The 23,747-nt window shown below is 74.7% G+C and carries 21 protein-coding genes; 4 read left to right on the top strand and 17 right to left on the bottom strand.

All coding sequences use genetic code 11. The features are described 5' to 3' along the window. Positions 1–15: 15 nt before the first annotated feature. The 10 genes from ACTWM8_RS11985 to ACTWM8_RS11940 form a co-directional block, all read right to left on the bottom strand. Positions 16–1,527 (bottom strand): family 16 glycosylhydrolase, encoded by a 1,512-nt coding sequence (locus ACTWM8_RS11985; RefSeq protein ID WP_446213877.1) that lies wholly within the window; start codon positions 1,525–1,527, stop codon positions 16–18. Positions 1,528–1,629: 102 nt separating this feature from the next. Next, positions 1,630–2,436: a shikimate dehydrogenase gene (locus ACTWM8_RS11980; RefSeq protein WP_446214532.1), complete on the bottom strand. Its 807-nt coding sequence runs from the start codon at positions 2,434–2,436 to the stop codon at positions 1,630–1,632. Between the two features lie 65 nt (positions 2,437–2,501). After that, positions 2,502–3,704, bottom strand: coding sequence for an endolytic transglycosylase MltG (gene mltG, locus ACTWM8_RS11975; RefSeq protein WP_446213876.1), 1,203 nt, complete (start codon positions 3,702–3,704; stop codon positions 2,502–2,504). Then, complete coding sequence (gene ruvX / locus ACTWM8_RS11970) at positions 3,701–4,162, bottom strand: Holliday junction resolvase RuvX (protein ID WP_446213875.1); 462 nt, start codon at positions 4,160–4,162, stop codon at positions 3,701–3,703. The genes mltG and ruvX overlap by 4 nt, the downstream gene beginning before the upstream one ends. A gap of 72 nt (positions 4,163–4,234) precedes the next feature. Next, positions 4,235–6,913, bottom strand: a complete 2,679-nt coding sequence (alaS, locus tag ACTWM8_RS11965; RefSeq protein WP_446213874.1) for an alanine--tRNA ligase — start codon at positions 6,911–6,913, stop codon at positions 4,235–4,237. Next, positions 6,910–7,215 (bottom strand): hypothetical protein, encoded by a 306-nt coding sequence (locus tag ACTWM8_RS11960; protein ID WP_154938113.1) that lies wholly within the window; start codon positions 7,213–7,215, stop codon positions 6,910–6,912. Before ACTWM8_RS11960 ends, alaS begins: the two co-directional genes overlap by 4 nt. Positions 7,216–7,247: 32 nt before the next feature. Further along, entirely contained in the window at positions 7,248–7,709 is a 462-nt protein-coding gene (locus ACTWM8_RS11955; protein WP_179804301.1) for a DUF948 domain-containing protein, read from the bottom strand. Positions 7,710–7,856: 147 nt separating this feature from the next. Continuing rightward, on the bottom strand, positions 7,857–8,480 hold the full coding sequence (locus ACTWM8_RS11950; protein WP_446214531.1) for a hypothetical protein: 624 nt from the start codon (positions 8,478–8,480) through the stop codon (positions 7,857–7,859). Positions 8,481–10,843: 2,363 nt separating this feature from the next. After that, the gene (locus tag ACTWM8_RS11945) at positions 10,844–12,346 is read right to left on the bottom strand and encodes a replication-associated recombination protein A (protein ID WP_446213873.1); all 1,503 of its coding nucleotides are present in this window, start codon (positions 12,344–12,346) and stop codon (positions 10,844–10,846) included. Between the two features lie 75 nt (positions 12,347–12,421). Next, positions 12,422–12,634, bottom strand: coding sequence for a hypothetical protein (locus tag ACTWM8_RS11940; protein WP_088962756.1), 213 nt, complete (start codon positions 12,632–12,634; stop codon positions 12,422–12,424). A gap of 120 nt (positions 12,635–12,754) precedes the next feature. Between ACTWM8_RS11940 and ACTWM8_RS11935 the strand changes: the two genes are divergently transcribed. Further along, on the top strand, positions 12,755–13,489 hold the full coding sequence (locus tag ACTWM8_RS11935; RefSeq protein ID WP_446214530.1) for a GNAT family N-acetyltransferase: 735 nt from the start codon (positions 12,755–12,757) through the stop codon (positions 13,487–13,489). A gap of 216 nt (positions 13,490–13,705) precedes the next feature. Here the strand turns inward: ACTWM8_RS11935 and ACTWM8_RS11930 are convergent, their stop codons facing one another. The 4 genes from ACTWM8_RS11930 to aspS all read right to left on the bottom strand — a co-directional run bounded on the left by ACTWM8_RS11930 (position 13,706) and on the right by aspS (position 18,544). Further along, positions 13,706–15,130, bottom strand: a complete 1,425-nt coding sequence (locus tag ACTWM8_RS11930; protein WP_446213872.1) for an MFS transporter — start codon at positions 15,128–15,130, stop codon at positions 13,706–13,708. Beyond that, positions 15,127–15,732: a helix-turn-helix domain-containing protein gene (locus tag ACTWM8_RS11925; protein WP_446213871.1), complete on the bottom strand. Its 606-nt coding sequence runs from the start codon at positions 15,730–15,732 to the stop codon at positions 15,127–15,129. The genes ACTWM8_RS11930 and ACTWM8_RS11925 overlap by 4 nt, the downstream gene beginning before the upstream one ends. Before the next feature lie 86 nt (positions 15,733–15,818). After that, positions 15,819–16,631, bottom strand: coding sequence for an SDR family oxidoreductase (locus ACTWM8_RS11920; protein WP_446214529.1), 813 nt, complete (start codon positions 16,629–16,631; stop codon positions 15,819–15,821). A 107-nt stretch (positions 16,632–16,738) separates the two neighbouring features. Next, positions 16,739–18,544 (bottom strand): aspartate--tRNA ligase, encoded by a 1,806-nt coding sequence (gene aspS, locus ACTWM8_RS11915; RefSeq protein WP_446213870.1) that lies wholly within the window; start codon positions 18,542–18,544, stop codon positions 16,739–16,741. 138 nt (positions 18,545–18,682) lie between these two features. On the opposite strand from aspS, the gene ACTWM8_RS11910 reads away from it, so the two are divergent. Beyond that, positions 18,683–19,294 carry a DUF998 domain-containing protein gene (locus tag ACTWM8_RS11910; RefSeq protein ID WP_446213869.1) on the top strand — a complete coding sequence of 204 codons (612 nt, stop codon included), beginning with the start codon at positions 18,683–18,685 and terminating at the stop codon, positions 19,292–19,294. 63 nt (positions 19,295–19,357) lie between these two features. On the opposite strand, the gene ACTWM8_RS11905 is transcribed toward ACTWM8_RS11910, so the two are convergent. Beyond that, positions 19,358–20,416, bottom strand: a complete 1,059-nt coding sequence (locus tag ACTWM8_RS11905) for a S1 family peptidase (protein WP_446213868.1) — start codon at positions 20,414–20,416, stop codon at positions 19,358–19,360. A 246-nt stretch (positions 20,417–20,662) separates the two neighbouring features. Here ACTWM8_RS11905 and ACTWM8_RS11900 point away from each other — a divergent pair, with 246 nt between their 5' ends. After that, a complete protein-coding gene (locus tag ACTWM8_RS11900; protein WP_446213867.1) occupies positions 20,663–21,493 on the top strand; it encodes an SGNH/GDSL hydrolase family protein in 831 nt (276 codons plus the stop codon). A gap of 100 nt (positions 21,494–21,593) precedes the next feature. Here the strand turns inward: ACTWM8_RS11900 and ACTWM8_RS11895 are convergent, their stop codons facing one another. Beyond that, entirely contained in the window at positions 21,594–22,070 is a 477-nt protein-coding gene (locus ACTWM8_RS11895; RefSeq protein ID WP_446213866.1) for a winged helix-turn-helix transcriptional regulator, read from the bottom strand. A 56-nt stretch (positions 22,071–22,126) separates the two neighbouring features. On the opposite strand from ACTWM8_RS11895, the gene ACTWM8_RS11890 reads away from it, so the two are divergent. Further along, entirely contained in the window at positions 22,127–22,642 is a 516-nt protein-coding gene (locus ACTWM8_RS11890) for a PaaI family thioesterase (protein ID WP_446213865.1), read from the top strand. Positions 22,643–22,772: 130 nt separating this feature from the next. Here the strand turns inward: ACTWM8_RS11890 and ACTWM8_RS11885 are convergent, their stop codons facing one another. Next, positions 22,773–23,708, bottom strand: a complete 936-nt coding sequence (locus tag ACTWM8_RS11885) for an acyl-ACP desaturase (protein WP_446213864.1) — start codon at positions 23,706–23,708, stop codon at positions 22,773–22,775. Positions 23,709–23,747: the final 39 nt, after the last annotated feature.

Raw genomic sequence — 23,747 nt, 5'->3', positions numbered from 1 at the left:
TGCCGGTGGCCGCGGTCAGCGCTGCCAGACGCGGACGTGGTCGACCCGGAAGTCGGCCGGGAAGCGGGTCGCCGCGTCCGGGTCGCCCAGCCAGCCGCCCACCTGGAAGTTCAACCGCAGGTTGTACGGCTTGTGGAAGACCTCGGCGAACCAGGGCGTGGTCGCCCGGTCGCGCTGCCAGACCAGCCGGCCGTCGACGTACCAGCGGATCGCGTCCGGCTCCCACTCCGTGGTGTACGTGTGGAAGCCGTCACCCGGGTACCCGGTCGGGAAGGGGTACCGCTGGTCCTGCTTGACCGGGGTGTAGTCGTAGAAGATGCCCAGGGTGGCGGCCTGGTAGAACTCGGCGCCGCCGGGCAGCTCCACCACGTCGATCTCGCCGCGGCCACCGTCCTCCGGGCGCAGCCAGAACGCCGGCCACAGGCCCTTCGAGTCGGTGGGCCCGTTGGGCGACTGGGCACGCACCTCGAACCGGCCGTACCGGAACGACGCCAGGCCGATGGTGTCCAGGTAGCTCTGCGTGTACTCGCGGGTCTGCGAACTGCACACCGCAGTCTCCCGCTGGGCGCGCAGGGTCAGTACGCCGCCGGCGACGAAGGTGTTGTCCGGGTCGTCCACGTTGCAGCCCCGGTCGATGTCGCGTCCCTCGTCGTCGCGCAGGTTCCACTTCGACCGGTCGACGATGGCGCCGTCGAACTCGTCGGACCAGACCAGCCGCCAGCCGGGCACCTGGTCACCGGGGCGGGTGGTCGGCGACGGGGCGGGCGCGGTGGTGCTCGGCGGCGGGGTCGGTGCGGTCCGGCTCGGGGTGGGCGACGCGGTACGGGTCGGCGACGGCGCGGGGGCGGCGGTGGTCGCGATCGGGCTCGGCGCCGCAGTCGTCCGGGTCGGCGCGGGCCGGCCGCCGCGTCCGTAGCGCAACACCAGCTGCGGCCGGGTGGCCACCTTGACGTTCTCCCGGGAGGCCCAGTAGATCCGGGTGTTCCAGGTCTCCTGGGTCAGGGCGAAGACGAACCGGCCGTTGCCGGTGACCGAGCCGGACACGTCCCACTCGTTGAAGCCCTGGCCGACCCGCTCGACGCTGGACAGCGCCGGCCCGAGTGCCGGCCGCAGCGACCAGGCGCCGGTGCCCGCGGCGGAGCCGAAGGCCCGGTGGGCGTGCACCCGGGAGGAGAACGGCTGCCAGGCGTACACCCGCAAAGTGGCGCGGACGTCGACCGCGTCGGCCGGCAGGTCACGCACCGCGAACTCGACCAGCGGGTCCCGCTCGCCGGTGCGGTTGCCGTCGCAGAGCCGGGGGCAGCTGGCCAGGGTGGTCTTGACGCCGTTGTCCCCGTCCTGCGGGACCTGGGTGGCGGTGGTGTCCGCCGCCGCGGTCACGACGAGCGGAGGCACCTCCGCCGCCACCAGCGGCATCATCGTGGCCACCACGCCGGCGACCATGCCGGCGCTCAGGACACCCAGGACGACGGCCTTGCGGCGCGCGCCGAGGCGGGATGCTGCGCGGTGGAGTCCGTGCCGGCTCAAGGGGCACTCCCCGTGTGGGCGACGATTACCGGCAGCAGCGTATCGACGCCTGACGCTCGTCGTCCGTGGGACATCCGGTTGCCGCGCCGAATTAACCGGCAGCTAAGAAAGCCCGGTCCGGTGCGCGGCCAGCGCCCGGGCCATCGCCGCCCGGGGGGCGGGCACCCCGGTGAACTGCTCGAACTGGCCGACCGCCTGGGCGAGCAGCAGGTCCAGCCCGGAGACCACCCGGGCACCGGCGGCCAGCGCCGACGCGGCCAGCGGGGTCGGCCACGGGTCGTAGAGGGCGTCGAACAGCACCGTCGCGGGCCGCCATCGGACCTCGCCGGCCAGCGGGTCCGCGACCCCCTTCGGCACGGTGGAGACGACCACGTCGGCCCCGGCGTGCGCGGCGGCGTCCGCCCAGTCGGCGCCGGTCAGGGCCACCCCCACCGCGCCGGCGACCGGTCGCAACTCGTCGACCGCCGCCGCCCGGCGGGCCACCACGGTCACCGAGGCCGCGCCGAGCCGGGCCGCCGCGGCCAGCGCCGCGCGGGCGGTGCCGCCGGCGCCGAGCACGGTCACCGTGCCGCCCGGGGCCACCCCGGCCGAGGTCAGCACCTCGACCATGCCGCTCACGTCGGTGTTGTCGGCGTACCAAAAGCCGTCGGGACGGCGTACCAGGGTGTTGGCGGCGCCGACGGCGGCGGCGACCGGCGAGACGGCGTCGGCCACCGCGAGCGCCGTCTCCTTGCCGGGCATGGTCACCGACAACCCGGCCCACTCCGGGCCGAGGCCGGCGACCAGGGCCGGTAGCTCCGCGGCCGCGCACTCCACCCGGGTGTACGACCACCCGGTGAGCCCGGCGGCGGCGTAGCCGGCGTTGTGGATCACCGGGGAGAGCGAGTGCGCGATGGGCTTGCCGAGCACCGCGGCCTTGTGCACCGTCACCGCACTCCCCCTTCGCGGACCACGATCGGACTAGGGCAGCGTACTCAGAGCACCCCGTTCTGCTTCGCCTTCTCGATGTTGCGCTCGTGCTCGGCGTTGGTCGAGGCGAAGGCCGAGTGCCCCTGCTTGTCGATCGCGACGAAGAAGAGCCAGCCGCCCTCCGGCGGGTCCATCGCCCCCTGCAACGCCTGCTTGCCCGGATTGTTGATCGGGGTCGGGGTCAGGCCGGGGTGGGCGTGGGTGCTGTACGGGTTCTTCGGGTCGCGGATCTCCGCGGTGGTCATGTCCTTCGACGCCTTGGTCTTCTTGCCGGTGAGCTGCCAGTAGTAGTTCACCGACACGTCGAACTCCAGGCAGCTGCACGGGAACTTGCCCGTGTAGGCGCGGTTGTACGCGACCCGGGCGATCTTGCCGAGGTCGTCGGCGTTGCCCGCCTCCGCCTGAGCCATCGACGCCACGATCAGCGCCTCGTACGGGCTGATCCCGCCCCGCTTCTCCTGCACCTGCTCGGCGAACTTCATCGCCTCGGTGACGGTGAGGAAGTTGTTGACCATGTCCTTGAGGATGCCCTCGGCGGTCGCGTTCGGCGCGATCTCGTAGGTGTCCGGGTAGAGGAAGCCCTCGATCGACTTCGTGACCTTCTTGCCGTCCCTGCGGACGAACCAGAAGTCCGGCACCCCGAGCGCCTCCGGGTCCTTGGCGGCGGCCTCGAACTCCTTGACCGGGATCTTGGTCTTGTCGGAGAGCAGCTTGTAGGTGTCCTTGGCGGTACGCCCCTCCGGGATGGTCACCTGGTTGGTGACCTTGTTCTTCCGGTCGAGCAGCATGGTCAGCGCCTTCTCGGCGCTCATCTGCTTGCGCACCTTGTACAGGCCGGGCTGGATGTTCTTGCTGAGCGCGTTCGCCTCGGCCGCCTCGATGAAGGCCTTGGTGCTCTTCACCACGTCGGCGGCGACGAGGGTGTCGCCGATCTCGGCGATCAGCGCGCCCTGCTTCACCTCGACCATCGCCTCGCCGGTGCCGGAGCCGTCGTAGTCGGGGGTGACGAAGTAGTTCTGGACCCGGTCGAAGCCGTAGAAGGCGCCGCCGCCGATGCCACCCAACAGGACGAGCGCCATCAACAGGGCGAAGATGGTCTTCCCCCGGCCACCGGACCTCCCGTTGCGTCGCTCGACGAAGCCGCGTCGGTGCCGGCCCTTCTCACCCCTCTCCGGCTCGTCGAACCCGAGGTCCAGATCGTCGATCATTCCGTCCGCCTCCGCTGCGCTTCCAGCCAGCTCTGCAGGATCTCGACCGCGGCGGCCTGGTCAACCACCGCGCGTTGGCGCTTTCCCCGGACGCCTCGCTCCGCCAGCCTACGAGACGCGACGACGGTCGACATCCTCTCGTCGGTGAGCGTCACCGGAACCGGCGCTATTACATCGGCCAAACGGTCCGCGTACGCCGTCACGTGGCGCGCCGCCGGACCGAGCCTACCGGCCAGGTTGACCGGAAGGCCGAGTACGACCTCCACCGCCTCGTGCTCGGCGACCAGCTGCGCCAGTTGCGTCATGTCGCTGGGCACCGCGTCGGGCGCCGCCGTCAGGTCCCGGGCGAGGGTGACCAGCGGGGTGGCCAGGACGCCGTGCGGGTCCGACCGGGCCACCCCGACCCGGACCTGCCCCACGTCCACGCCGAGCCGGACGCCCCGGGTCAACTCACCCACGGCGGATCACTTCCCCGGCGGAACGGGCCAGGGCGGACCGAGTCGGTCCGCCCTGGGTTCCATGGTGCATGATCACGCCTCGGCGATCGCCTTCTCGACCGTGAGCAGCAGGTTCGGCGCTTCCGCCGCCGGCAGGCCGCCACCCTGGGCGACGTCCGGGCTACCCCCGCCGCGGCCGGAGAACGCCGCCTTGACCAGGTCGTTGGCCGCGAGCCCGCGACCCCGGGCCGCCGCGTTCACGGCCACCACCAGGGACGCCTTGCCGTTGGCGCGCGCCGCCACGGCCACCACCGCCGGCCGGGCCGGGTCGATCTTGCCGCGGATCTCCTGGGCCAGGGTCCGCACGTCGTTGCCGGCCGCGCCCTCCGGCGCCTCGGTGCCGACGTACGCCACGCCCCGGACGTCCTTCGCCTGCCCGGCGAGCGCCGCAGCGCCGCCCAGCACCAGCTGGGCCCGGAGCTTCTCCAGCTCCTTCTCGGCGTCGCGCAGCTGCGTCACGGCCTGCTCGACCCGGTCGGCCACCTGGTCGCCGGGCACCCGGAACAGCTCCGCCAGCCGGGTGACCAGCAGGTGCTCGCGGGCCAGGAAGCCGAACGCGTCCATGCCGACCAGCGCCTCGATCCGGCGCACGCCCGAGCCCACCGAGGCCTCGGAGAGGATCTTGACGAGGCCGAGCTGTGCCGAGCGGGCCACGTGGGTGCCGCCGCACAGCTCCCGGGCGTAGTCGCCGACCTCGACGACCCGGACCCGCTCGCCGTACTTCTCGCCGAAGAGCGCCATCGCGCCGATCCGGCGCGCCTCCTCCTGGGTGGTGATGAAGGCGTGCACCTCCAGGTCCGCCAGGAGGACCTCGTTGACCTGCTGCTCCACGTCGTGCAGCACGCTCGGCGCCACCCCGGTCGGGGTGTTGAAGTCGAACCGCAGCCGGCCCGGCGCGTTCAGCGAACCCGCCTGGGTCGCCGACTCGCCGAGGAAGTTGCGCATCGTCTGGTGCACCAGGTGGGTGGCGGTGTGCGAGCGGGAGATCGCCCGCCGCCGGCTCACGTCGATCTCCGCGTACCCGGTCTCCCCGGCGCGCACCTCGCCGCGCAGCACCCTGGCCCGGTGCACGATCAGCCCCGGCACCGGCTGCTGCACGTCGAAGACCTCGACCTGGCCGCCACCCACGGTGATCAGGCCCTGGTCCGGCTGCTGGCCACCGCCCTCGGCGTAGAACGGGGTGGTGTCCAGCACCAGCTCGATGGTGTCGCCCTCGACCGCCGCGCCCACCTGGGCGCCGTCGGCGAGCACCGCGCGGACCCGGGACTCCCGGTTCAGCTCGGTGTAGCCGGTGAACTCGACCGCCCCGCCCGCGTCCAGCACCGACCGGTACGCCGACACGTCGGTGTGCCCGGTCTTGCGGGCCTGCGCGTCGGCCTTGGCCCGGTTGCGCTGGTCGGCCATCAGCCGGCGGAAGCCATCGGCGTCCACCTGCAGGCCCTGCTCGGCGGCGATCTCCAGGGTCAGGTCGATCGGGAAGCCGTAGGTGTCGTGCAGCTGGAACGCCTTGTCGCCGGAGAGGGCCGGCTTGCCGGCCGACTTCGTCTCGGCGATGGCGGTGTCCAGGATCGTGGTGCCGGCGCGCAGCGTGGCCAGGAAGGCGTCCTCCTCGGCGTACGCGTACTGGGAGATCCGGTCGAACTCCTCCGCCAGCTCGGGGTACGACGGGGACATGCAGTCCCGGGCCACCGGCAGCAGCTCGGGCAGCGCCCGGTCCTGGTAGCCCAGCAGGCGCACCGCCCGGATCGCCCGGCGCATGATCCGGCGCAGCACGTACCCGCGACCCTCGTTGGTCGGGGTCACCCCGTCGCCGATCAGCATCAGCGCGGTCCGCACATGGTCGGCGACCACCCGCAGGCGTACGTCGTCGGGATGCGACTCGCTGGCCACGTGCCCGGACCGGGCGCCGTACCGCTTGCCGGTCAGCTCGGCCGCCCGGTCGAGGATCGGCCGGACCTCGTCGATCTCGTAGAGGTTGTCGACGCCCTGGAGGATGGAGGCCATCCGCTCCAGGCCCATGCCGGTGTCGATGTTCTTCGCCGGCAGGTCGCCCAGGATCGGGTAGTTCTCCTTGCCGGTGCCCGGGCCCCGCTCGTACTGCATGAAGACGAGGTTCCAGAACTCCATGAAGCGGTCCTCGTCGACCGCCGGGCCGCCCTCGCGGCCGTACTCCGGACCGCGGTCGTAGAACAGCTCCGAGCAGGGGCCGCACGGGCCGGGAATGCCCATCGACCAGAAGTTGTCGGCCTTGCCCCGCCGGACGATCCGCTCGGCCGGCACGCCCACCGAGCGCCAGATCTGGAACGCCTCGTCGTCGTCGAGGTAGACCGTCGGCCAGATCCGCTCCGGGTCCAGCCCGTAGCCGCCCTCGGCGACCGGCTTGGTGACCAGCTCCCAGGCGAGCGGGATCGCCCCGTCCTTGAAGTAGTCACCGAAGGAGAAGTTGCCGTTCATCTGGAAGAACGTGCCGTGCCGGCTGGTCTTGCCGACCTCGTCGATGTCCGGGGTACGGATGCACTTCTGCACGCTGACCGCCCGCCGGTACGACGGGGTCTGCTGCCCGAGGAAGTAGGGGACGAACTGCACCATGCCGGCGTTGACGAACAGCAGGTTCGGGTCGCTGATGGCGGGCAGCGGAGCGGACGGCACCACGGTGTGGCCGTTCGCCTCGAAGTGGGCGAGGTACCGCCGCTTGATCTCCGCCGTCTTCATCGCTGGTGTTCCTCCGGAAAGATTTCTCGGTCGCCGATGCGCGGGTCCTCCCGCAGCTCGGCGAACTGGTCGTCGAACGCCTCGCCCCGGGCGAACGCCTCGTGGATCTCCTGCTCGCGCTCGGCCATCCCGACCCGTACGTCCTCCACGAAGCTACGCAGCGACTCGACCAGGCTGCCAGCGGATTCGGACAGCCCGCTCGCGATTCCGGCCGGGGTGTACGCCTGCGCGGTGCGGGTCGCCTTGCGGACCACCACCACGCCCACGGCCAGGCCGATGCCAAGCCAGAACAGTCGCCTCATGCTCTCATCCCTCCGGCTCGTCGCCGACCGGCTCAGCGGTTGCCGCGCCGCGCGGCACGGCGCTGCTGCTTGATGGTGTCGCGCACCTCACGCTCGGTCTCGGCGTGCCGGCGGGCCGAGGCGGCCCGGCGTACGCCGTACCCGAAGGCGGCCACCTTGACCAGCGGGTTGGCCGCGGCGGCGGAGACGACGGTCGCCAGGTTCGCCACGTTGGCGGTGACGTTCTGCGCGTGGCTGGTCATGGTGTCGACCTTGGCGAGCTGGAGGTTCACCCCGTCCAGCGAGGTCTGCACCTGCTCGAGGGCGGTGTTGACGTTCTTCACCGTGGTGTTCACGTCCCCCAGCAGCGGGGTGGTCTGCTCGTTGATGTCGTTGATCATCCGGGTCGTGGCGTCCACGGTGTGCCGCAGGCGCAGGATCGGCACCGCCAGCACGAGCACCAGCATCAGGAACGCGCCGGCCGCGATCAGCGCAGCGATCTGTCCACCATCCACGCATGTCCTCCTCAAGCAGAGTTCCGGAACGAACGTCCGGAACGCGCGACCGTCTCCGGGCCCGCCGTCGCTCCGCGCCCACGAGGGGCCGGCGGGAGCGGGCGGGCGCGCCAGCCCCAGACCCTACCGTCCGTGATGAAAACCGGCTCAGGACGGTGAGCGTGTCAGTTCCTCGAGCGGATCCTCGGTGAACGTCGGGAAGGGATCCTCACCGGTCAGCGACGGGTCCGTGCTCGGCTGCGGCCGGGTCCGTTCGTCGTCGATCGCGTTGCGGACCTTCACCGACACCAACGAGCCGGCACACGTCCCCGCAGCGGGCGACGCCTCGGTGGACGGCGGGACCGTCGACTCCCCGGCGGCCGGCGGCGCCGCGCAGGTCGGTTCGCGTACCCACAGGTCGAGGGTGAGCTCGTCGCGGCGCCAGCAGGTGTACCGGCCCTTCTCCTTCTGCTCCGGGCAGCGGCTGACCTGCCAGGGCTCCCAGCCGTCCTTGCGCAGCGCCGCCTCGTACACCCCGGCGGTCTCCTCCGGCGCGCGCTCCGACTGCACGGTGCGTTCCCGCAGCCGGCAGTCCTGCAGGCACCAGCGGCTGCCGCTGACGTTGTCGACCGTCTGCGCCGCCGCCCACCCGGGCACGTCCAGCTGGTCGAGGGTGTCGAAGACCGGATCGTGGCTGAGCGTACGGATGCCGAAGAAGAGCGGGATCGCGCCGAGCAGCACCACGCTGACCAGCACCAGGATGCCCAGCCGGAGCCGGCGCCGCTCGCGCATCTGCCGGCGCAGCTCGGAGCGGGCGCCCTGCAGCCCGCCGACGGGCTCCTCCTCGTCGGGCCGGCTCACACCGCCCGCCGGCTCGGTGGCCGGTCGCGGCCCGGCCGGCGCCACCACCACCGCCGCGCGGGCGACGCCCACCGGCTCGCCCGGGCGCGGCGGGGCGGACCCGGTGCCGCCGGGCTCCGGCCGAGCGGGCTGCCGCTGCGGCCCGGTGGCCCGGTCGGGGTGCTCGTCGGGGCGCAGGCCCGGGGCGGCCGCGCGGGCCACCGCCGGCTGGCCCGGGGCCCCGGCACGCGGCCCGGCCTCGGACTGGGGACCGCCCCGACGCGGGTCGTCGCCCGGCGGTCGGGCGACGCCCGGACCGGCGCCGTCCGGGCGCACCGCCGCGCGGGCCGGCCCGCCGGGGCGCGCCCCGGGCTGCTGCTCGGGAACGGCGGGACGGGGGCCGGACACCGCGCCGGTGCCGGCCGGGGAGGCGCCGGGGTGCCCGCCCTGGATGGGGGCGGCCCCCCGGGCACCGGCCTCCGGACCGGTGAGACGCGCACCCCGGCCGGGGTGCGGGCCGTCGCCACGGGGGCCCCGGACGGGTGCGGCGCCCTCGGCCCGGGCACCCCCGGTGGGGTGCGGACCGTCGGCCCGCGGACCCGCCGTCGGGTGCGGCCCGTCGGCACGCGGGCCCCGGGCGGAGGTGGGGCCGTCGGGGTGCGCTCCGTCCGGCCGGGCGGCAACCGGGCCGGACGCCGGCGGAACCGCGCCGGGCCGGGCCGCTCCCCGCGCCGGACCCGGCTGACCGGGTACGCCCTCGCGGGGCGGGGCCGGTGGCTCCGCACCGGGGCGGGCCCGACCCGCCGGGGCGGGACCACCACGACCGCCGGGAGCCGGCGTGCCCGGAGGCACGGCGGTACGGCCGGCCGGGGTCGAGCGGTTCAGGGTCGGCAGCGCCGGATCGGTGTGCGAGGTCCGGCCCGCCTGGCGCAGCCAGTCCGCCGGCCGTTCCGGCCGGTCGCCACGGGGCGTACCGCCGGGCGGGGTGGCCCGACGCCCGGTGCCGGGCTCGTCGGCGCGCGGCCGGCGTCGGCCGTCGGAGTCCCGTCCGGCGGGCACGGGGCCGGGCGGGGTGGCGCCGGCGCCCGAGACGGGAGCGGTCGGCGGCACGGGTGGGGCGTTGCCGGTCATCGGCACGGACGGGGCCGGTTCGGCGGCACGGCGTCGACCGGCCCGCTCCGGGGCCGCGCCCCGGCCGCCTCGGCGCGCGGCGGCACCCGGGTCCTCGCCGCCGGTCGGCTCCGCCGCGGCGCGGCGACCCCGGCCGGCACGCGGCTCGGGGGCCGCCGGGTCCGGGCGGGGTGCGCCGCTGACCGGCGTCGGGGGACGGGGCCCACCGCTCACCGGCGTCTGGTCGGGGCGCGGGCCGCCGCTGACCGGGTTCGGGTAGGTCGGGTCCGGCGGGAAGGCCGGCCCGCGACGGGCCGGGTCGGTGGCGTCGGCCGGGCGGCGGGCGCCCTCGCGCGGCACGGTGCGGCGTCCGGAGGCGGGGCCTGCGGCTCGGGGGGCGGGTGCCGACGCGTCGGTGCCGGGGGCCGGCCAGCCGGGCGGCGACTGCCCGGCACCGGCGGCCCGGGGCGCCTGGGCGCGGGCCGCCGCGCCGCCACCGGCGCCGGAGACGGGGGCGGCGGCGTCCGGCTGGGGTCGCTCGGGCCCCCGCTGGCCGGAACGCGCCGCGGCCGCCGGGCCGGGCCAGGCACCCTCGCCCGGGCGGGGACGCTGTTCGGGGGCGGCCGGCCAGCCGCCGCGTACCGGTGGGGTGGCCTGCGGAACGCCCGCGCGCGCCGCGGGCGGCCCGTCGGCGCGCGCCGGGCGGGGGCCGACCGGGCCCGGACCGACGACCGGGCCGAGACGGGCCGGCCCGCCGTCCGGGCGCGGCCCGGCGGACCCGGGACGCGGGACGGCGGGTGCGGCCGGCGCGTCGGGGCGCGGGCCGGCGGCGCGGCCGGGCGGCGGCGCGTCGGGGCGCGGTGCGGCGGCACGGCCGGGCGGCGGCGGGTCGACCCGCGGCCCGCGGGCGGGCGGCGGGCCGTCCGGGCCGGGTACGCCCGGCCCCGGCCGGGGACCGGCGGGCGGCGTGGCCGGGCCACGGCCGCCGGCGGGCGCGGGTGGCGTCGGGCGGGACGGCTCACCGTCCGGGCCGAGCTCACCCCGCTGCTGCTTGGCGCTACGCAGGTCGTCGATCCAGCCGAACTCCTCGCCGGCCGGCTCCGGCGGCGGCTCCTCGGCCCGGCCCCGGCCCCAGCGGCGTCCCTTGGCGCGGGAGTCACGCCGCTCGTCGGGACCGTCCTGCGGTCGCTCCCCACCACGCGATGTCACTGCTGACCCTCCCCGACGACGGCGTCGCCGTCTTCATCCGCCCCACCGGCGTGCCCCGCACCCGACGGGTGGCGGCCGTTGACCGCCACCGGCGTCGGTTCGTCGGGGCGCGGCGCCGGGGCGGACAGCCCCCGGACGATCCGACGCAGCAGCGGCAGCCGGGCGGCCACCGACCGCTCCGCACCGTGCCCGCTGGGCCGGTAGTAGTCGGTCCCGACGAGATCGTCGGGAGCGTACTGCTGAGTGACCACTGCGCGCTGGTCGTCGTGCGGGTAGCGGTATCCCGTGCCGTGCCCGAGCCCCCGCGCGCCGGCGTAGTGGGCGTCGCGCAGCCCGCGCGGCACCGGGCCGCCCCGGCCGGCCCGCACGTCGGCGATGGCCGCGCCGATGGCGGTGGTGGCCGAGTTCGACTTCGGGGCGGTGGCCAGGTGGATCACCGCCTGGGCCAGGTTGAGCTGGGCCTCGGGCAGGCCGACGTACTCCACGGCGTGGGCGGCGGCGGTGGCCACGCCCAGCGCGGTCGGATCGGCCATCCCGACGTCCTCGCTGGCGAAGATCACCAACCGGCGGGCGATGAACCGGGCGTCCTCGCCGGCGACCAGCATCCGGGCCAGCCAGTGCAGCGCCGCGTCCACGTCCGAGCCGCGCATGCTCTTGATGAAGGCGCTGGTCACGTCGTAGTGGGCGTCGCCGTCCCGGTCGTAGCGGACCGCCGCCACGTCGACCGCCTGCTCGGTGGTGGCCAGGTCGATCCGGCCGGTGCCGGTGGCCACCGCCGAGGCCGCCGCGGCCTCCAGCGCGGTCAGCGCCTTGCGGACGTCGCCGCCGGCGAGGCGTACCAGGTGGTCCTCGGCCTCGGTGTCGAGGGTGAGCGCGCCGCCCAGGCCGCGCTGGTCGGCGACCGCGCGGCGCAGCAGGCCGCGCACGGCCGCGTCGTCCAGCGGCTGGAGGGTGAGCAGCACGCAGCGCGACAGCAGCGGGGAGATGACCGAGAAGTACGGGTTCTCCGTGGTCGCCGCGAGCAGGGTGACCGTCCGGTCCTCCACCGCCGCGAGCAGGGAGTCCTGCTGCGTCTTGCTGAACCGGTGCACCTCGTCGATGAAGAGCACGGTCTGCGGTCCGCCGGCGCGGCGCTGCCGGCGGGCGGTGTCGATGACCGCCCGGACGTCCTTGACCCCGGCGGAGAGCGCCGACATGGCGACGAACCGGCGGTCGGTGGCCCGGGCCACCAGGTGCGCGATGGTGGTCTTGCCGCTGCCCGGCGGCCCCCACAGGATGACCGACATCGGGGCCCCACCGCCGACCAGCTGGCGCAGCGGCGCACCGGGCGCGAGCAGGTGGTCCTGCCCGACCAGCTCGTCGATGCTGGCGGGGCGCATCCGGACGGGCAGGGGCGAATCCTCCCCGACCGCCGTGAAGCCGTCGACACCGCTCGGACCCGCGGGGGCGCTGGGCGCCGCGGCGGGTTCACCGAGGGAGAAGAGGGCGTCGGAGTCCATCACGAAGACAGTACCGGGCTCGGTCCGCTGCGCCGGAATCGCGCCGCGGGCCGAGCCCGTCCTGATCCGTTGCGGTCAGCCGCGACCCGGCCGCCGACCGCGGTACCAGCGGCCGCCGCCGCCACCGCCCGGGCCGCGGCCGACCCCGGCGAGGTAGAGGGAGAGCAGCAGCAGGCCCAGCATCAGCAGGGTGTGCACGTTGAAGAGGTCGGGGGCGCCGAAGTTGGTGTCCAGCAGATCGATCAGCAGCGCGAAGCCGAATACGATCGCGGCGAGAATGGCGAGCATCGTTGTCCTCCGGTGGGGGTTCCCAGTAGGTCGCCGCGGGATGTACCCAATCGGTCGGCTCGTCAATCTCCACCGTGGAATGGGCTGCGCCGGGCCGCGTTCTAGGCTGGGCGGGTGATCATGGCCGACCAGGAGTTGACGGGCTGCGCGGCCCTCCTCGCCGCCACCGACCACCATCCGTACGCCCGGCACGCCCTGTGGCGGGGCGCGGAGCCCCGCGGCTGGCGGCGCGACGGCGCGGTGGCCTGGCTGCTGGCGTCCGGGCCGGGCCCGGCGGGCGGCGCGATCGGGGCGCCGGGGCCGGCGGTGGAAGTCTTCACCGACCTCGTCGCCGCCGGCGCGGTCGGCGCCGGGCAGTGGCTGCACCTGCCCCGGACCAGCCCGGAAGCCCTCGCCGGCCGGCTGACCGTGGCCCGGCACGACGAGTGGGACTTCCTCTGGACCACCACCGCCCCGCCGCGCCAGCCCGAGGAGGACCGGGTGGTACGCCTCGGCGAGGCCGACCACCCGGCGCTGAGCGCGCTGATCGAGTCGTCCTTCCCCAGCACCACCTCGCGCCCCGGCGACCCGCGCATCGTCGACTGGTACGGCATCCGCGACGGCGACCGGCTCGTCGCCTGCGGCGCGGACCGCAGCCGGGGCGACGTCGGCTTCCTGGCCGGGCTGACCGTGGCGCCGGACCGGCGGGGGCGGGGCCTCGGCGCGGCCCTGACCGCCGGGATGACCCGGGCGCTCGCCGCTCGCTACGACCACGTGGCGCTCGGCGTCTACACCGACAACGTGGGGGCGATCCGGCTCTACCGGCGGCTCGGCTTCACCGGCACCCTCGCCCGCAGCTCGGTGCACCTGGCCTGAACCGGGGCGCCGTCGGCCCGCCGCCCGATCTGCGCTGGAGGCGGCCGCCCCGGTCGGCACTGGAGGCGCGGCCGCCCCGGGCGACAGTGGAGACGGCCACCGGCGGCACCAGGGGCGGCTGCCCGGGTCGGCCTGATACCTCAGAGGTATCAAGATGCCTCTGAGGTATCAGGCTCGGACGGAGGTCCGCCGCCACCGCAGGTCGCGCGGCGACCGTCAGCGGACGGGCGCCGCCTCCCCGCCCCCGGGTCCGGCCGCCGGGACCGCCGCCTGACCATCGGCCACCGGGCCGAAGTCGCCGGTCGGCCCGACCACACCGGGCTCGGCGGTGGACCCGGCAGCGCTCGACCCGGCCGTCGACCCGACGACGTCCGGCCCAGCCGGGCCGGGGTCGGCCGCCGCGCCCGCCGCCCGTCCGGCGCGCCAGGCCGGCAGGTAGAGCGGGGCGGCCACGGCCAGCACCACGCCGCCCACCAGCATGGCCGTGGTGACGCTGCGGGTGTCGGCGATGGCGGTGAGCAGCACCGCGCCGAGCGCGAAGCCGGGCTGCCCGACCATCGAGTTCAGCGAGATCACGCTGGTCCGGTACGGCCCGTCGACCTGCCGGTGCAGCAGTCCCGTGTGCAGCGGATTCGAGGCGCCGTGCACGGTGTAGCAGGCCAGGTAGGCGACCAGCACGCCGACCGGGCCGGCGAACAGCCCCATGCCGACCACGGTCACGCCCTGGACGATCCGCAGCAGCGCGGCGCTCGGCGCGGCGCCCAGCCAGCGCAGCAGCAGCGGGGTCAGCGCCGCGCCCGCCGCCGAGGCGAGCCACGCCGCCGAGCTGGCCGGCCCGAGCAGCGCCGCCGCCCGCTCGGGATTCCCGACCACCTCGGCGAGGCGGACCGGCAGCAGCGACTCGAACGTCACCATGCCGAAGCCCCAGAACAGCTCGACGGCGACCAGGGCGAGCAGCACCCGGGAGCGGCGCAGCAGGCCGAAGGCCCGGCCGACCATCCGGGGCGCCTCGACGATGGAGGCGCGCAGCGCGCCGGAGCCCTTGGCCGGGCCGGTCTCGACCAGTAGGAGCAGCAGGGCCGCCAGGGCCACCGCCTGAAGGGCGATGGCGACCAGGACCGGCACGGTGAGGGCGCTGACCGGCCCGGCCGGGCCGAGGGCGATCAGGCCACCGCTGAGCAGCGCCCCGACCGCGATGGTCACGCCGGCGACGGTGCCGGCGAAGCCGAGGCCGGCCTCGTACTCGGCCTTCGGGTCGGCGGCGAGGGTGGCGTCGACGTACCAGGACTCCAGGGGGCCGCTGTCGAGCGCCCGGTAGACGCCCTGCAAGGCCCAGACCAGGAAGAACAGCGCGAAGGAGTCGGCCACCGCGAAGAGCGCGAGCGAGACCAGGCTCAGCGTCCAGGCGGCCGCCAGCACGGGCTTGCGGCCGAGGGCGTCGGCCAGGCCGCCGGTGGGCAGCTCGAGCGCGAGCACCACCAGCCCCTGCGCGATGGAGACCAGGCCGATCTCGGACAGCGACAGGCCGCGCTCCTGCATCAGCAGGATCATCACCGGGATCATCAGGCCGGTGGGCAGCCAGCGCAGGCCGTAGAGGGTGAGGTAGCGGAACCGGACCTGACGTACGGTGAGTGCGCTCATCGGTTCCCCTCCAGCAGCGGGTAGGCGGCGAGAAAGACCTGCACCGGCCGCGCCTGCGGGTCCTCGGCGGCGACGTCGGCCTCCCGGTGGTACCGCTCCAGCACCTGCCACAGCTCTTCCTTGAGCGCTTCGAGCCGGGCCGGCGGAATGGTCATGAAGATGTCGCCCATGCCGAGGGCGTCCCGCCAGGCGGGCGACCACTCGTGCTGGACGGCGAACCACCGCTCGGCGTGCTCGACGAGGAGGCGCACCTGGTCGCCCTGGATCCACTCGATGGCCGCCCGGGCGTCCGGGTCGTCGTCGAAGTCGGTCGGCTCCCAGTTGGTGACGTCGTGCGCGGCCCGCCACCAGCGCTGCCGGCCGGTGCCCCGGTCCGGGTCCTCGACGACCAGGCCGACCTCGGCGAGCTGGCGGAGGTGGTAGCTGGTGGCGCCGGTGTTGGTGTTGAGCAGTTCGGCGAGGGTGGTGGCGGTGGCCGGGCCCTTCACGCGCAGGGCGCCGACCAGGCGTATGCGCAGCGGGTGGGCGAGCACCCGGACCTGCCGGTGGTCGATGCGCACCGCGCGCGGCTCCGGCCGCGCGTCCCTGTCGTCGGTCTCCATGGATGCACAATATCTCTGCACACTTCCTTTGCACAATAGCTATGCATAGGAAGTGTGCATCAGCGGCACGGCCCGGTCGGGGGTAGTCAGGCGGTCAGGAGTTCGGTGACGCCGCGCAGCCGGGTCCGCAGCAGCGCGACGGCGCGCGCGGAGTCCAGCCGGACGTCGGTGGGGCGGACCACCCCGGCGGCCGTACCCGTGGTGGTCTTCATCCCGGCCGGGTCCAGCCCGTACCGGCGGGCCACCAGCAGCCCGAGCCCGGCCCGGCTGACCGCCTCCGGACCGGCGACGTTGATCAGGCCGGCGTAATCGCCGTCGACCAGTTCGAGGACGGCGTCGGCCAGGTCGGTGACGTCGACCGGGCAGCGCAGCTCGTCGGTGAAGAGGGTGGCCCGGCCGGCGAGCGCGTCCCGGCAGAGCTGGATCTGCTTGCTCCCCTCCCCCACGATCAGCGAGGTCCGCACCAGCACGGCGCTCGGGTCGATCGCCCGCACCGCGGTCTCCGCCGCCGCCTTCGCCGCCCCGTACGGGTAGATCGGGGTGGGCGGGTCGTCGTCCAGGTAGGGCGTCGGGCGTCCGGCGTGCAGCGCGTCGCTGGACACGTGTACCAGCCGCGCCCCCGCCTCGGCCGCCGCGTACGCGATGTGCGCCGCGCCGTCGGCGGTGACCGCCCAGTCGTCGTAGCGGTAGGGGGTGCCGACCACGGCGGTCGGCCGGACCGCCGCGACCAGCCGGCGCACCGCCTCCCGGTCGGTGACGTCGAGCTGCCGGGTCGCCAGGCCGGGCAGCGCGACGGGGTTGGCGTGCCAGGTGCCCACCACCGGCCGGCCCGCCGCGACCGCGCGCCGGCAGATCTCCCCACCCAGGAAGCCACCGGCTCCCACCACGAGCAGCGTCATCGCGTCCCCCGTCTCCCCGGCCCCGCCGACCGTCGCCCGCCCCGGCGACGAAACGACCGAGAGGTCCACGCCATCATGGCGCAGACCTCTCGGTGACGGGGGTCGGGTCAGACCGGGTCGGCCACCGGGGCGGCCGGGCCGGCGGTGCCGGCGTGCACGCCCGTCGGCGCCTTGGGCTTGGCGTCGATGCCGGCCTCGGTGCGCTGCTGGGCGGTGATCGGCGTCGGCGCGCCGGTCAGCGGGTCGAAGCCGCCCCGGGTCTTCGGGAAGGCGATGACCTCGCGGATGGAGTCCGCGCCGGCGAGCAGCATGCAGACCCGGTCCCAGCCGAACGCGATGCCGCCGTGCGGCGGGGCGCCGTACTTGAACGCCTCCAGCAGGAAGCCGAACTTGTCCTGCGCCTCCTCCGGGGTGATGCCGAGCAGGTCGAAGACCCGCTTCTGCACGTCGCCCCGGTGGATACGGATCGAGCCGCCACCGATCTCGTTGCCGTTGCAGACGATGTCGTACGCGTAGGCCAGCGCCCGGTCCGGCGCCTCCTCGAAGCGGTCCACCCACTCGGCGTTCGGGGAGGTGAACGGGTGGTGCACGGCCGTCCAGCCGCCCTCGTCAGTGCGCTCGAACATCGGCGCGTCGACCACCCAGCAGAACGCCCAGGCGCTCTCGTCGATCAGGCCGGCCCGCTTGGCGATCTCGATCCGGGCCGCGCCGAGCAGCTCCTGCGCCTCCCGGGTGGTGGTGCTGGCGGCGAAGAAGACCGCGTCGCCCGGCTTGGCGCCGACCGCGTCGGCGAGCCCGCCCAGGTGCTCGGCGGAGAGGTTCTTCGCCACCGGGCCGCGCGCCTCGCCGGTCTCGGCGTCGAGCACCACGTACGCCAGGCCCCGCGCGCCGCGCGCCTTGGCCCAGTCCTGCCAGCCGTCCAGCTCCTTGCGGCTCTGCGCGGCGCCGCCCGGCATGACCACCGCGCCGACGTACCCGCCGGCGTCGATGGCGCCGGCGAAGACCCGGAACTCGGTGCCGCGCAGGTAGTCGGTCAGCTCGGTCAGCTCGACGCCGTAGCGCAGGTCCGGCTTGTCGGAGCCGTACCGGGCCATCGCGTCGTGCCAGGTGATCCGCGGGATCGGCCGGGAGATCTCGTGCCCGGCCAGGTCCTTCCAGAGCGCCGACACGATCGCCTCGCCGAGGTCGATCACGTCGTCCTCGGTGACGAAGGACATCTCGATGTCGAGCTGGGTGAACTCCGGCTGCCGGTCGGCGCGGAAGTCCTCGTCGCGGTAGCAGCGGGCGATCTGGTAGTACCGCTCCATGCCGCCGACCATCAGCAGCTGCTTGAACAGCTGCGGCGACTGCGGCAGCGCGTACCAGCTGCCGGGCTGGAGCCGGACCGGCACCAGGAAGTCGCGGGCACCCTCGGGGGTGGACCGGGTCAGCGTGGGGGTCTCGATCTCCAGGAAGTCCCGCTCGTGCAGCACGCCCCGGGCGAGTTGGTTGGCCCGCGAGCGCAGCCGCATCGCGTTGGCCGGGCCGCTGCGCCGCAGGTCCAGGTAGCGGTACTTGAGCCGGATGTCGTCGCCGGCCTCGACCTGGTCGTCGACCGGCAGCGGCAGCGGGGCCGCCTCGGAGAGCACCTCCAGCTCGGCGGCGGTCACCTCGATCTCGCCGGTGGGCAGCTCCGGGTTCTCGTTGCCCTCGGGCCGGCGGGTCACCTCGCCGGTGACCCGGACGCAGAACTCGTTGCGCAGCGCGTGCGCGTCCTCCTCGCGGAACACCACCTGGACCACGCCGGAGCCGTCGCGCAGGTCGACGAAGATGACACCGCCGTGGTCGCGCCGGCGGGCCACCCACCCGGCGAGCGTCACCGTGGTGCCGGCGTCCGTCGCGCGCAGGCTGCCGGCGTCATGGGTACGGATCACGACTTGCGTCTCCTCATCTGCGGTACACCTCTGCCCTCCGCATTCTGTCAGGCGGCCCGGTCCCCCGATGCCACCGGGCGCGGATGCCTCCGCCGGCGGCACCGGCGGTCGCGGTGCGGCCCGCGTACGGTGTGCCGGGTGCGCGTACCCCGGTGGGCCCTGCTCTCCTCCGCCGCCGCCCCGGTCCTGCTGGTCGGCGGCTGGACCCTGGCGGCGGCGCGCCAGCCCGGCGGCTTCGACCAGGTCGCCGGCACCATCAGCGCGCTGGCGGCCCGGGACGCCACGGATCGCTGGATCATGACGGTCGGCCTGCTGGGGCTGGGGTTGTGTCACTGCCTGACCGCGGCCGGGCTGCGCCCGCTGCGTCCCGCCGGCCGGCTGCTGCTCGCCCTCGGCGGGCTAGCCACCCTCGCCGTGGCGACTTTCCCGCTGCCGGCGCAGCGGGGGTCGTCCACCGTGCACGGCATCAGCGCGGCGGTGGCGTTCGGTGCGCTCGCGCTCTGGCCGGCCCTCGCCGCGCACCGGCGCCGGGCGCCCGCCGGCGCCGCCGCCCTGACCGCCCGCCGGGGTACGGCCGCCGCGGCGCTGCTGCTGGCCCTGGTCGGCTGGTTCGTGGTGGAGCTGACCACCGGCGGCGCCCGGATCGGGCTGGCCGAGCGGGTGGCCGCCGGCGCGGAGGCGCTCTGCCCGCTGCTGGTGGTGCTGGCCCTCACCCGGCGGACGGCAGGTGGCGCACCCGCACCGCGCTGAGCCCGGCAGCCGGTACGCGAAACGGGCCGCCGGTCGCCCGGCGGCCCGCTCACGAGGGGTCGATCAGTAGACGCTGACGCCGTAGACGCTGAGCGCCTCGGTCACCGGCTGGAAGTAGGTGGTGCCGCCGGAGGAGCAGTTGCCGCTGCCGCCGGAGGTGAGGCCCAGCGCGGTGCTGCCGGCGAAGAGCGAGCCGCCGCTGTCGCCCGGCTCGGCGCAGACGGTGGTGCGGATCAGGCCGGAGACGCTGCCCTCGGCGTAGTTGACCGTCGCGTTGAGCGCGGTCACCGAGCCGCTGCGCACGCCGGTGGTGCTGCCGCTACGCCGGACGCTCTGGCCGACGAACGCGTTGCCGGCGGCGGTGATGTCCTGGTAGCTGCCGTTGTAGAGGTAGACGTTGCCCGGCTGGGTGGTGGTCTGGTTGCTGTACCGCACGATGCCGTAGTCGTTGCCGGGGAAGCTGGTGCCGGCGCGGCTGCCGAGGAACGTCGTCTGGGCGGAGTTGCTGTACCAGCTCGACGAGATGTTGGTGCAGTGCCCGGCGGTGAGGAAGTACTTCACGCCCGAGCTGCTGCGCACGTTGAAGCCGAGCGAGCAGCGACCGCCGCCACCGGCGTAGATGGCGTTGCCGCCGGAGATCCGGGTGCTCAGCACGCCGGCCTCGGCCTCGATGCGCACGGCGCCGCCGGTACGGGCCGCGGCCGCCTTGACCTTGTCCAGCTTGGCGCCGGTGACGGTGCTGTCGACCGAGACCACAACCTGGTTGGTGGCGGGGTCGGTCCACCAGGCGGTGCCCGGGATCTTCGCGGACCGCTCCAGTTCAGCGGTGGCGGCGTTCAGCGTGGCGGCGCCCCGGGTGACGAGCTTCGGGGTGGCGCCGGCGGCGCGGACCTGGCGGGCGGCGGCGTCGTCGGTGACGGCGACGACCATCTTGCCGCTGGCGTCGGCGTACGCGCCGGCGGCGCGGTCGCCGAGGCGGTCGGCCAGGCCGGCCGCGGCGTCGGGGGAGGCGGGCGAGGCGGGGGCGGCCTGGGCGGGGGCGCCGAGCAACGCGCCGGTGGCCAGGGTGCCGGCCATGGCGACGGCGGCGATGCGGCGGAGCGATGACCTCGTGGGTCGCATGTAACAACCTCCGGAAGGGGGTGACGGGTCGCGTCACGTCGACGCGCCCGGGGACAACCCGGCCGACCTGGGGAAACCGGCCGAGTGACTGAAGTATTCACATATTTAAGATCGTAAGCAAGACATGACTTTGCCCGAATTCACCCCGCCGCCCCATGTAACCCTGAAGCAACATTGTGGACACAGAAAGTCGTCTATACGATCTGGCCACCGCAGCACGCCGGCACCCGTGATCCGGAGGCCACGATGACCCTCGCCCGACGCGCGCTGGCGGCTCTCGCCGGCGCCACCGCTCTCGTCCTGCTCGCCGCGACCCCCGCCGTCGCCGACCCCGGCCCGCCGCCCAGCGCGATGGCCAGCCTCGGCGACTCCATCACCCGCGGCTTCAACGCCTGCGGCTGGTACGTCGACTGCACCTCGCGGTCGTTCAGCACCGGCGACTACTCGACGGTGAACAGCCACTACCTGCGTATCCGCGCGGTCAACCCGAACATCCAGGGCCGCAACCTCAACGACGCCCGCAGCGGCGCCAAGTCCGCCGACATGTACGGCCAGGCCGGCACCGCGGTCAGCCAGGGCGTCGGGTACGTCACGATGCTGATCGGCGCCAACGACGCCTGCACCAGCTCGGAGTCGACGATGACCCCGGTGGCCACCTACCGGGCGAACATCGACAGCGCGCTCGCCCGGCTCAAGGCGGGGCTGCCCAACGCCAAGGTCCTGCTGATCAGCATCCCGGACATCCAGCGGCTCTGGTCGGTCGGCAAGGGCAGCGGCAGCGCCCGGACCGCCTGGTCGGCCTTCGGCATCTGCCAGTCGATGCTGGCCAACCCGACCTCCACCGCACAGGCCGACGTCGACCGCCGGACCCGGGTCCGGCAGCGGGTGGTCGACTTCAACACCCAGCTCACCCAGGCCTGCGCCGCGTACGGCCCGAACTGCGACTTCGACGACAACGCGGTGTTCAACTACCCGTTCGCGCTGAGCCAGGTCTCCACCTGGGACTACTTCCACCCCAACACCAGCGGCCAGGCGGTGCTGGCCAGCGTCTCGTACGCCAACGGCTTCGGCTGGTAGCACCGGTGTCCCGGCGCGCGGGCGGCACGGCCGTCCGCGCGCCGAGGCGCGCCCGCCGCGAGCCCGACGCGAGCCCGATGCGACGCCGCCCGGCGGCGGGTCAGTCGACGCGGCGGCGGGCGCCCGGGCCCGGCCGGGGCAGCACGTCGCGCGGGTCGGCCAGCTCGTGCCCCTCGGCGCAGCGCAGCTCGACCCGGACCTCCGCCCCGCAGTCGCGGTGCCCGACGCTGAGCGGGGCGCCCTCCGGGTCGGCCAGGTAACGGTCCCCCCAGCCGAGCACCGCCACCAGCACCGGCCACAGGTCGAGGCCCTTCTCGGTCAGCCGGTACTCGTGGCGCAGCCGGCTGCCCGGCTCCCGGTACGGCTCGCGATGCAGCACGCCCTGCTCGACCAGGGTGGCCAGCCGGGTGGTCAGCACCTGCCGGGGAATGCCGGTACGGACCCGCATGTCGTCGAAGCGGCGGACGCCGTTGAAGACCTCGCGGAGCACCACCAGGGTCCACCGCTCGCCGAGGATCGCCATCGCCCGGGCGATGGTGCAGTTCTCCACCGACCAGTCCAGTGCCGCAGGTCTCATGCCCACCAGGCTAGGTCTGATTGACAGACTCAGCAACGCGCTGCCAGGCTGAGTCCATGACTCAGACGCAGGACCCGGCGCGCAGCCGTACCTTCTCCTGGTCCGACCCGGTGGCCGGCGCCGCGCACGTGGGCCGCCGCAGCGGCCTGGAGCTGCTCCGCGCGATGATCGCCGGCGAGCTCGCCGCGCCGCCGATCATGCACCTGATCGACATGGCCCGGCTGGAGGCCGACGAGGGCCGGGTCGCGGTCGAGCTGGTCCCGCAGGAGTTCCACTACAACCCGCTCGGCACCGTGCACGGCGGGGTCATCTCCACGCTGCTGGACACCGCCGCCGGGTGCGCCGTGCACACCACGCTGCCCGCCGGCGTCGGCTACACCTCGCTGGACCTGAACGTGAAGTTCCTGCGCCCGGTGACCGTCGCCAGCGGGACGCTGCGGTGCGAGGGCACCGTCCTGCAACGCGGCCGGCGCACCGCCCTGGCCGAGGCCCGCCTGACCGACGCCCAGGACCGCCTCATCGCCCACGCCACGTCGAGCTGCCTGCTCTTCCCCCTCGACACCCCCGCCTGACCCACCCCACCCCACCCCACCCCTCCCCCGGCCATGCCCGCACTTTCCGAGAAAGCGTGGCCATGGCGGGCGGAACAGCCACGCATTCTCTGAAAGTGCGCGCTCGGCGGGGGCGGGGTGGCGGGCGTCGTCAGGCGCGGGTGGCCAGGCGGGCCTCGCGGGCGGCGCGCTTCTCCTCGAAGCGGGACGCGGCCCGCTCCAGGTCGTTGAGGTGGCCGGCGATCTGGTCGCGGGCGGCCTCGCCGTCGGCGTCCAGGCCGGTGACGTTGAAGACGTCCCACTGGCGCAGCACCGGCTGCACCACGTCGTCGCGGTGCTGGCGCAGGTCGTAGATGCCGGCCAGGGCGATCGCCACCGACTTGCGGGCGAAACCGTCGATGCCGACGCCGGGCATCTGGAAGTCGGCCACCACGTCGGCGACCGCGCGCATCGCCTGGCTCGGGGCCAGCTCGAAGGCCGCGCCGAGCAGGTTGCGGTAGAAGACCATGTGCAGGTTCTCGTCGGCGGCCACCCGGGCCAGCAGCGCCTCGCAGGCCGGGTCGCCGGTGACCCGGCCGGTGTTGCGGTGCGAGATGCGGGTCGCCAGCTCCTGGAACGACACGTACGCCAGCGAGTGCAGCACCTCGTCGCCGTGCACGTTCTCGTAGCCGGCCGACATGTGGGTCATCCGGGCCCGTTCCAGGGCGACCGGGTCCACCGCCCGGGTCACCGTCAGGTAGTCCCGGATCGCGGTGCCGTGCCGCCCCTCCTCGGCGGTCCACCGGTGCACCCAGGTGCCCCACGCCCCGTCCCGGCCGAAGAGGCTGGCGATCTCGTGGTGGTACGAGGGCAGGTTGTCCTCGGTCAGCAGGTTGACGACCAGCGCGGTGCGGGCCACGTCGGGAATCGTCGAGTCCGACTCCGACCACGGCTCGCCGCCGAGCGGCCCGTCGAACGTGCGTCCCTCGCTCCACGGGACGTACTCGTGCGGGAACCACTCCTTGGCGATCGACAGGTGGCGGTCGAGGTTCTTCTCCACCACGGCTTCGAGTTCGAGGAGCAGGGCGGTCTGGCTCAGTGCGGTCAAGACGATCTCCCTACGGTGGCGTAACTTACGCTACCGTAG

The organism is Micromonospora sp. IBSANI012 (assembly GCF_052814045.1).
This window is presented reverse-complemented; position numbering and strand designations above follow the sequence as displayed.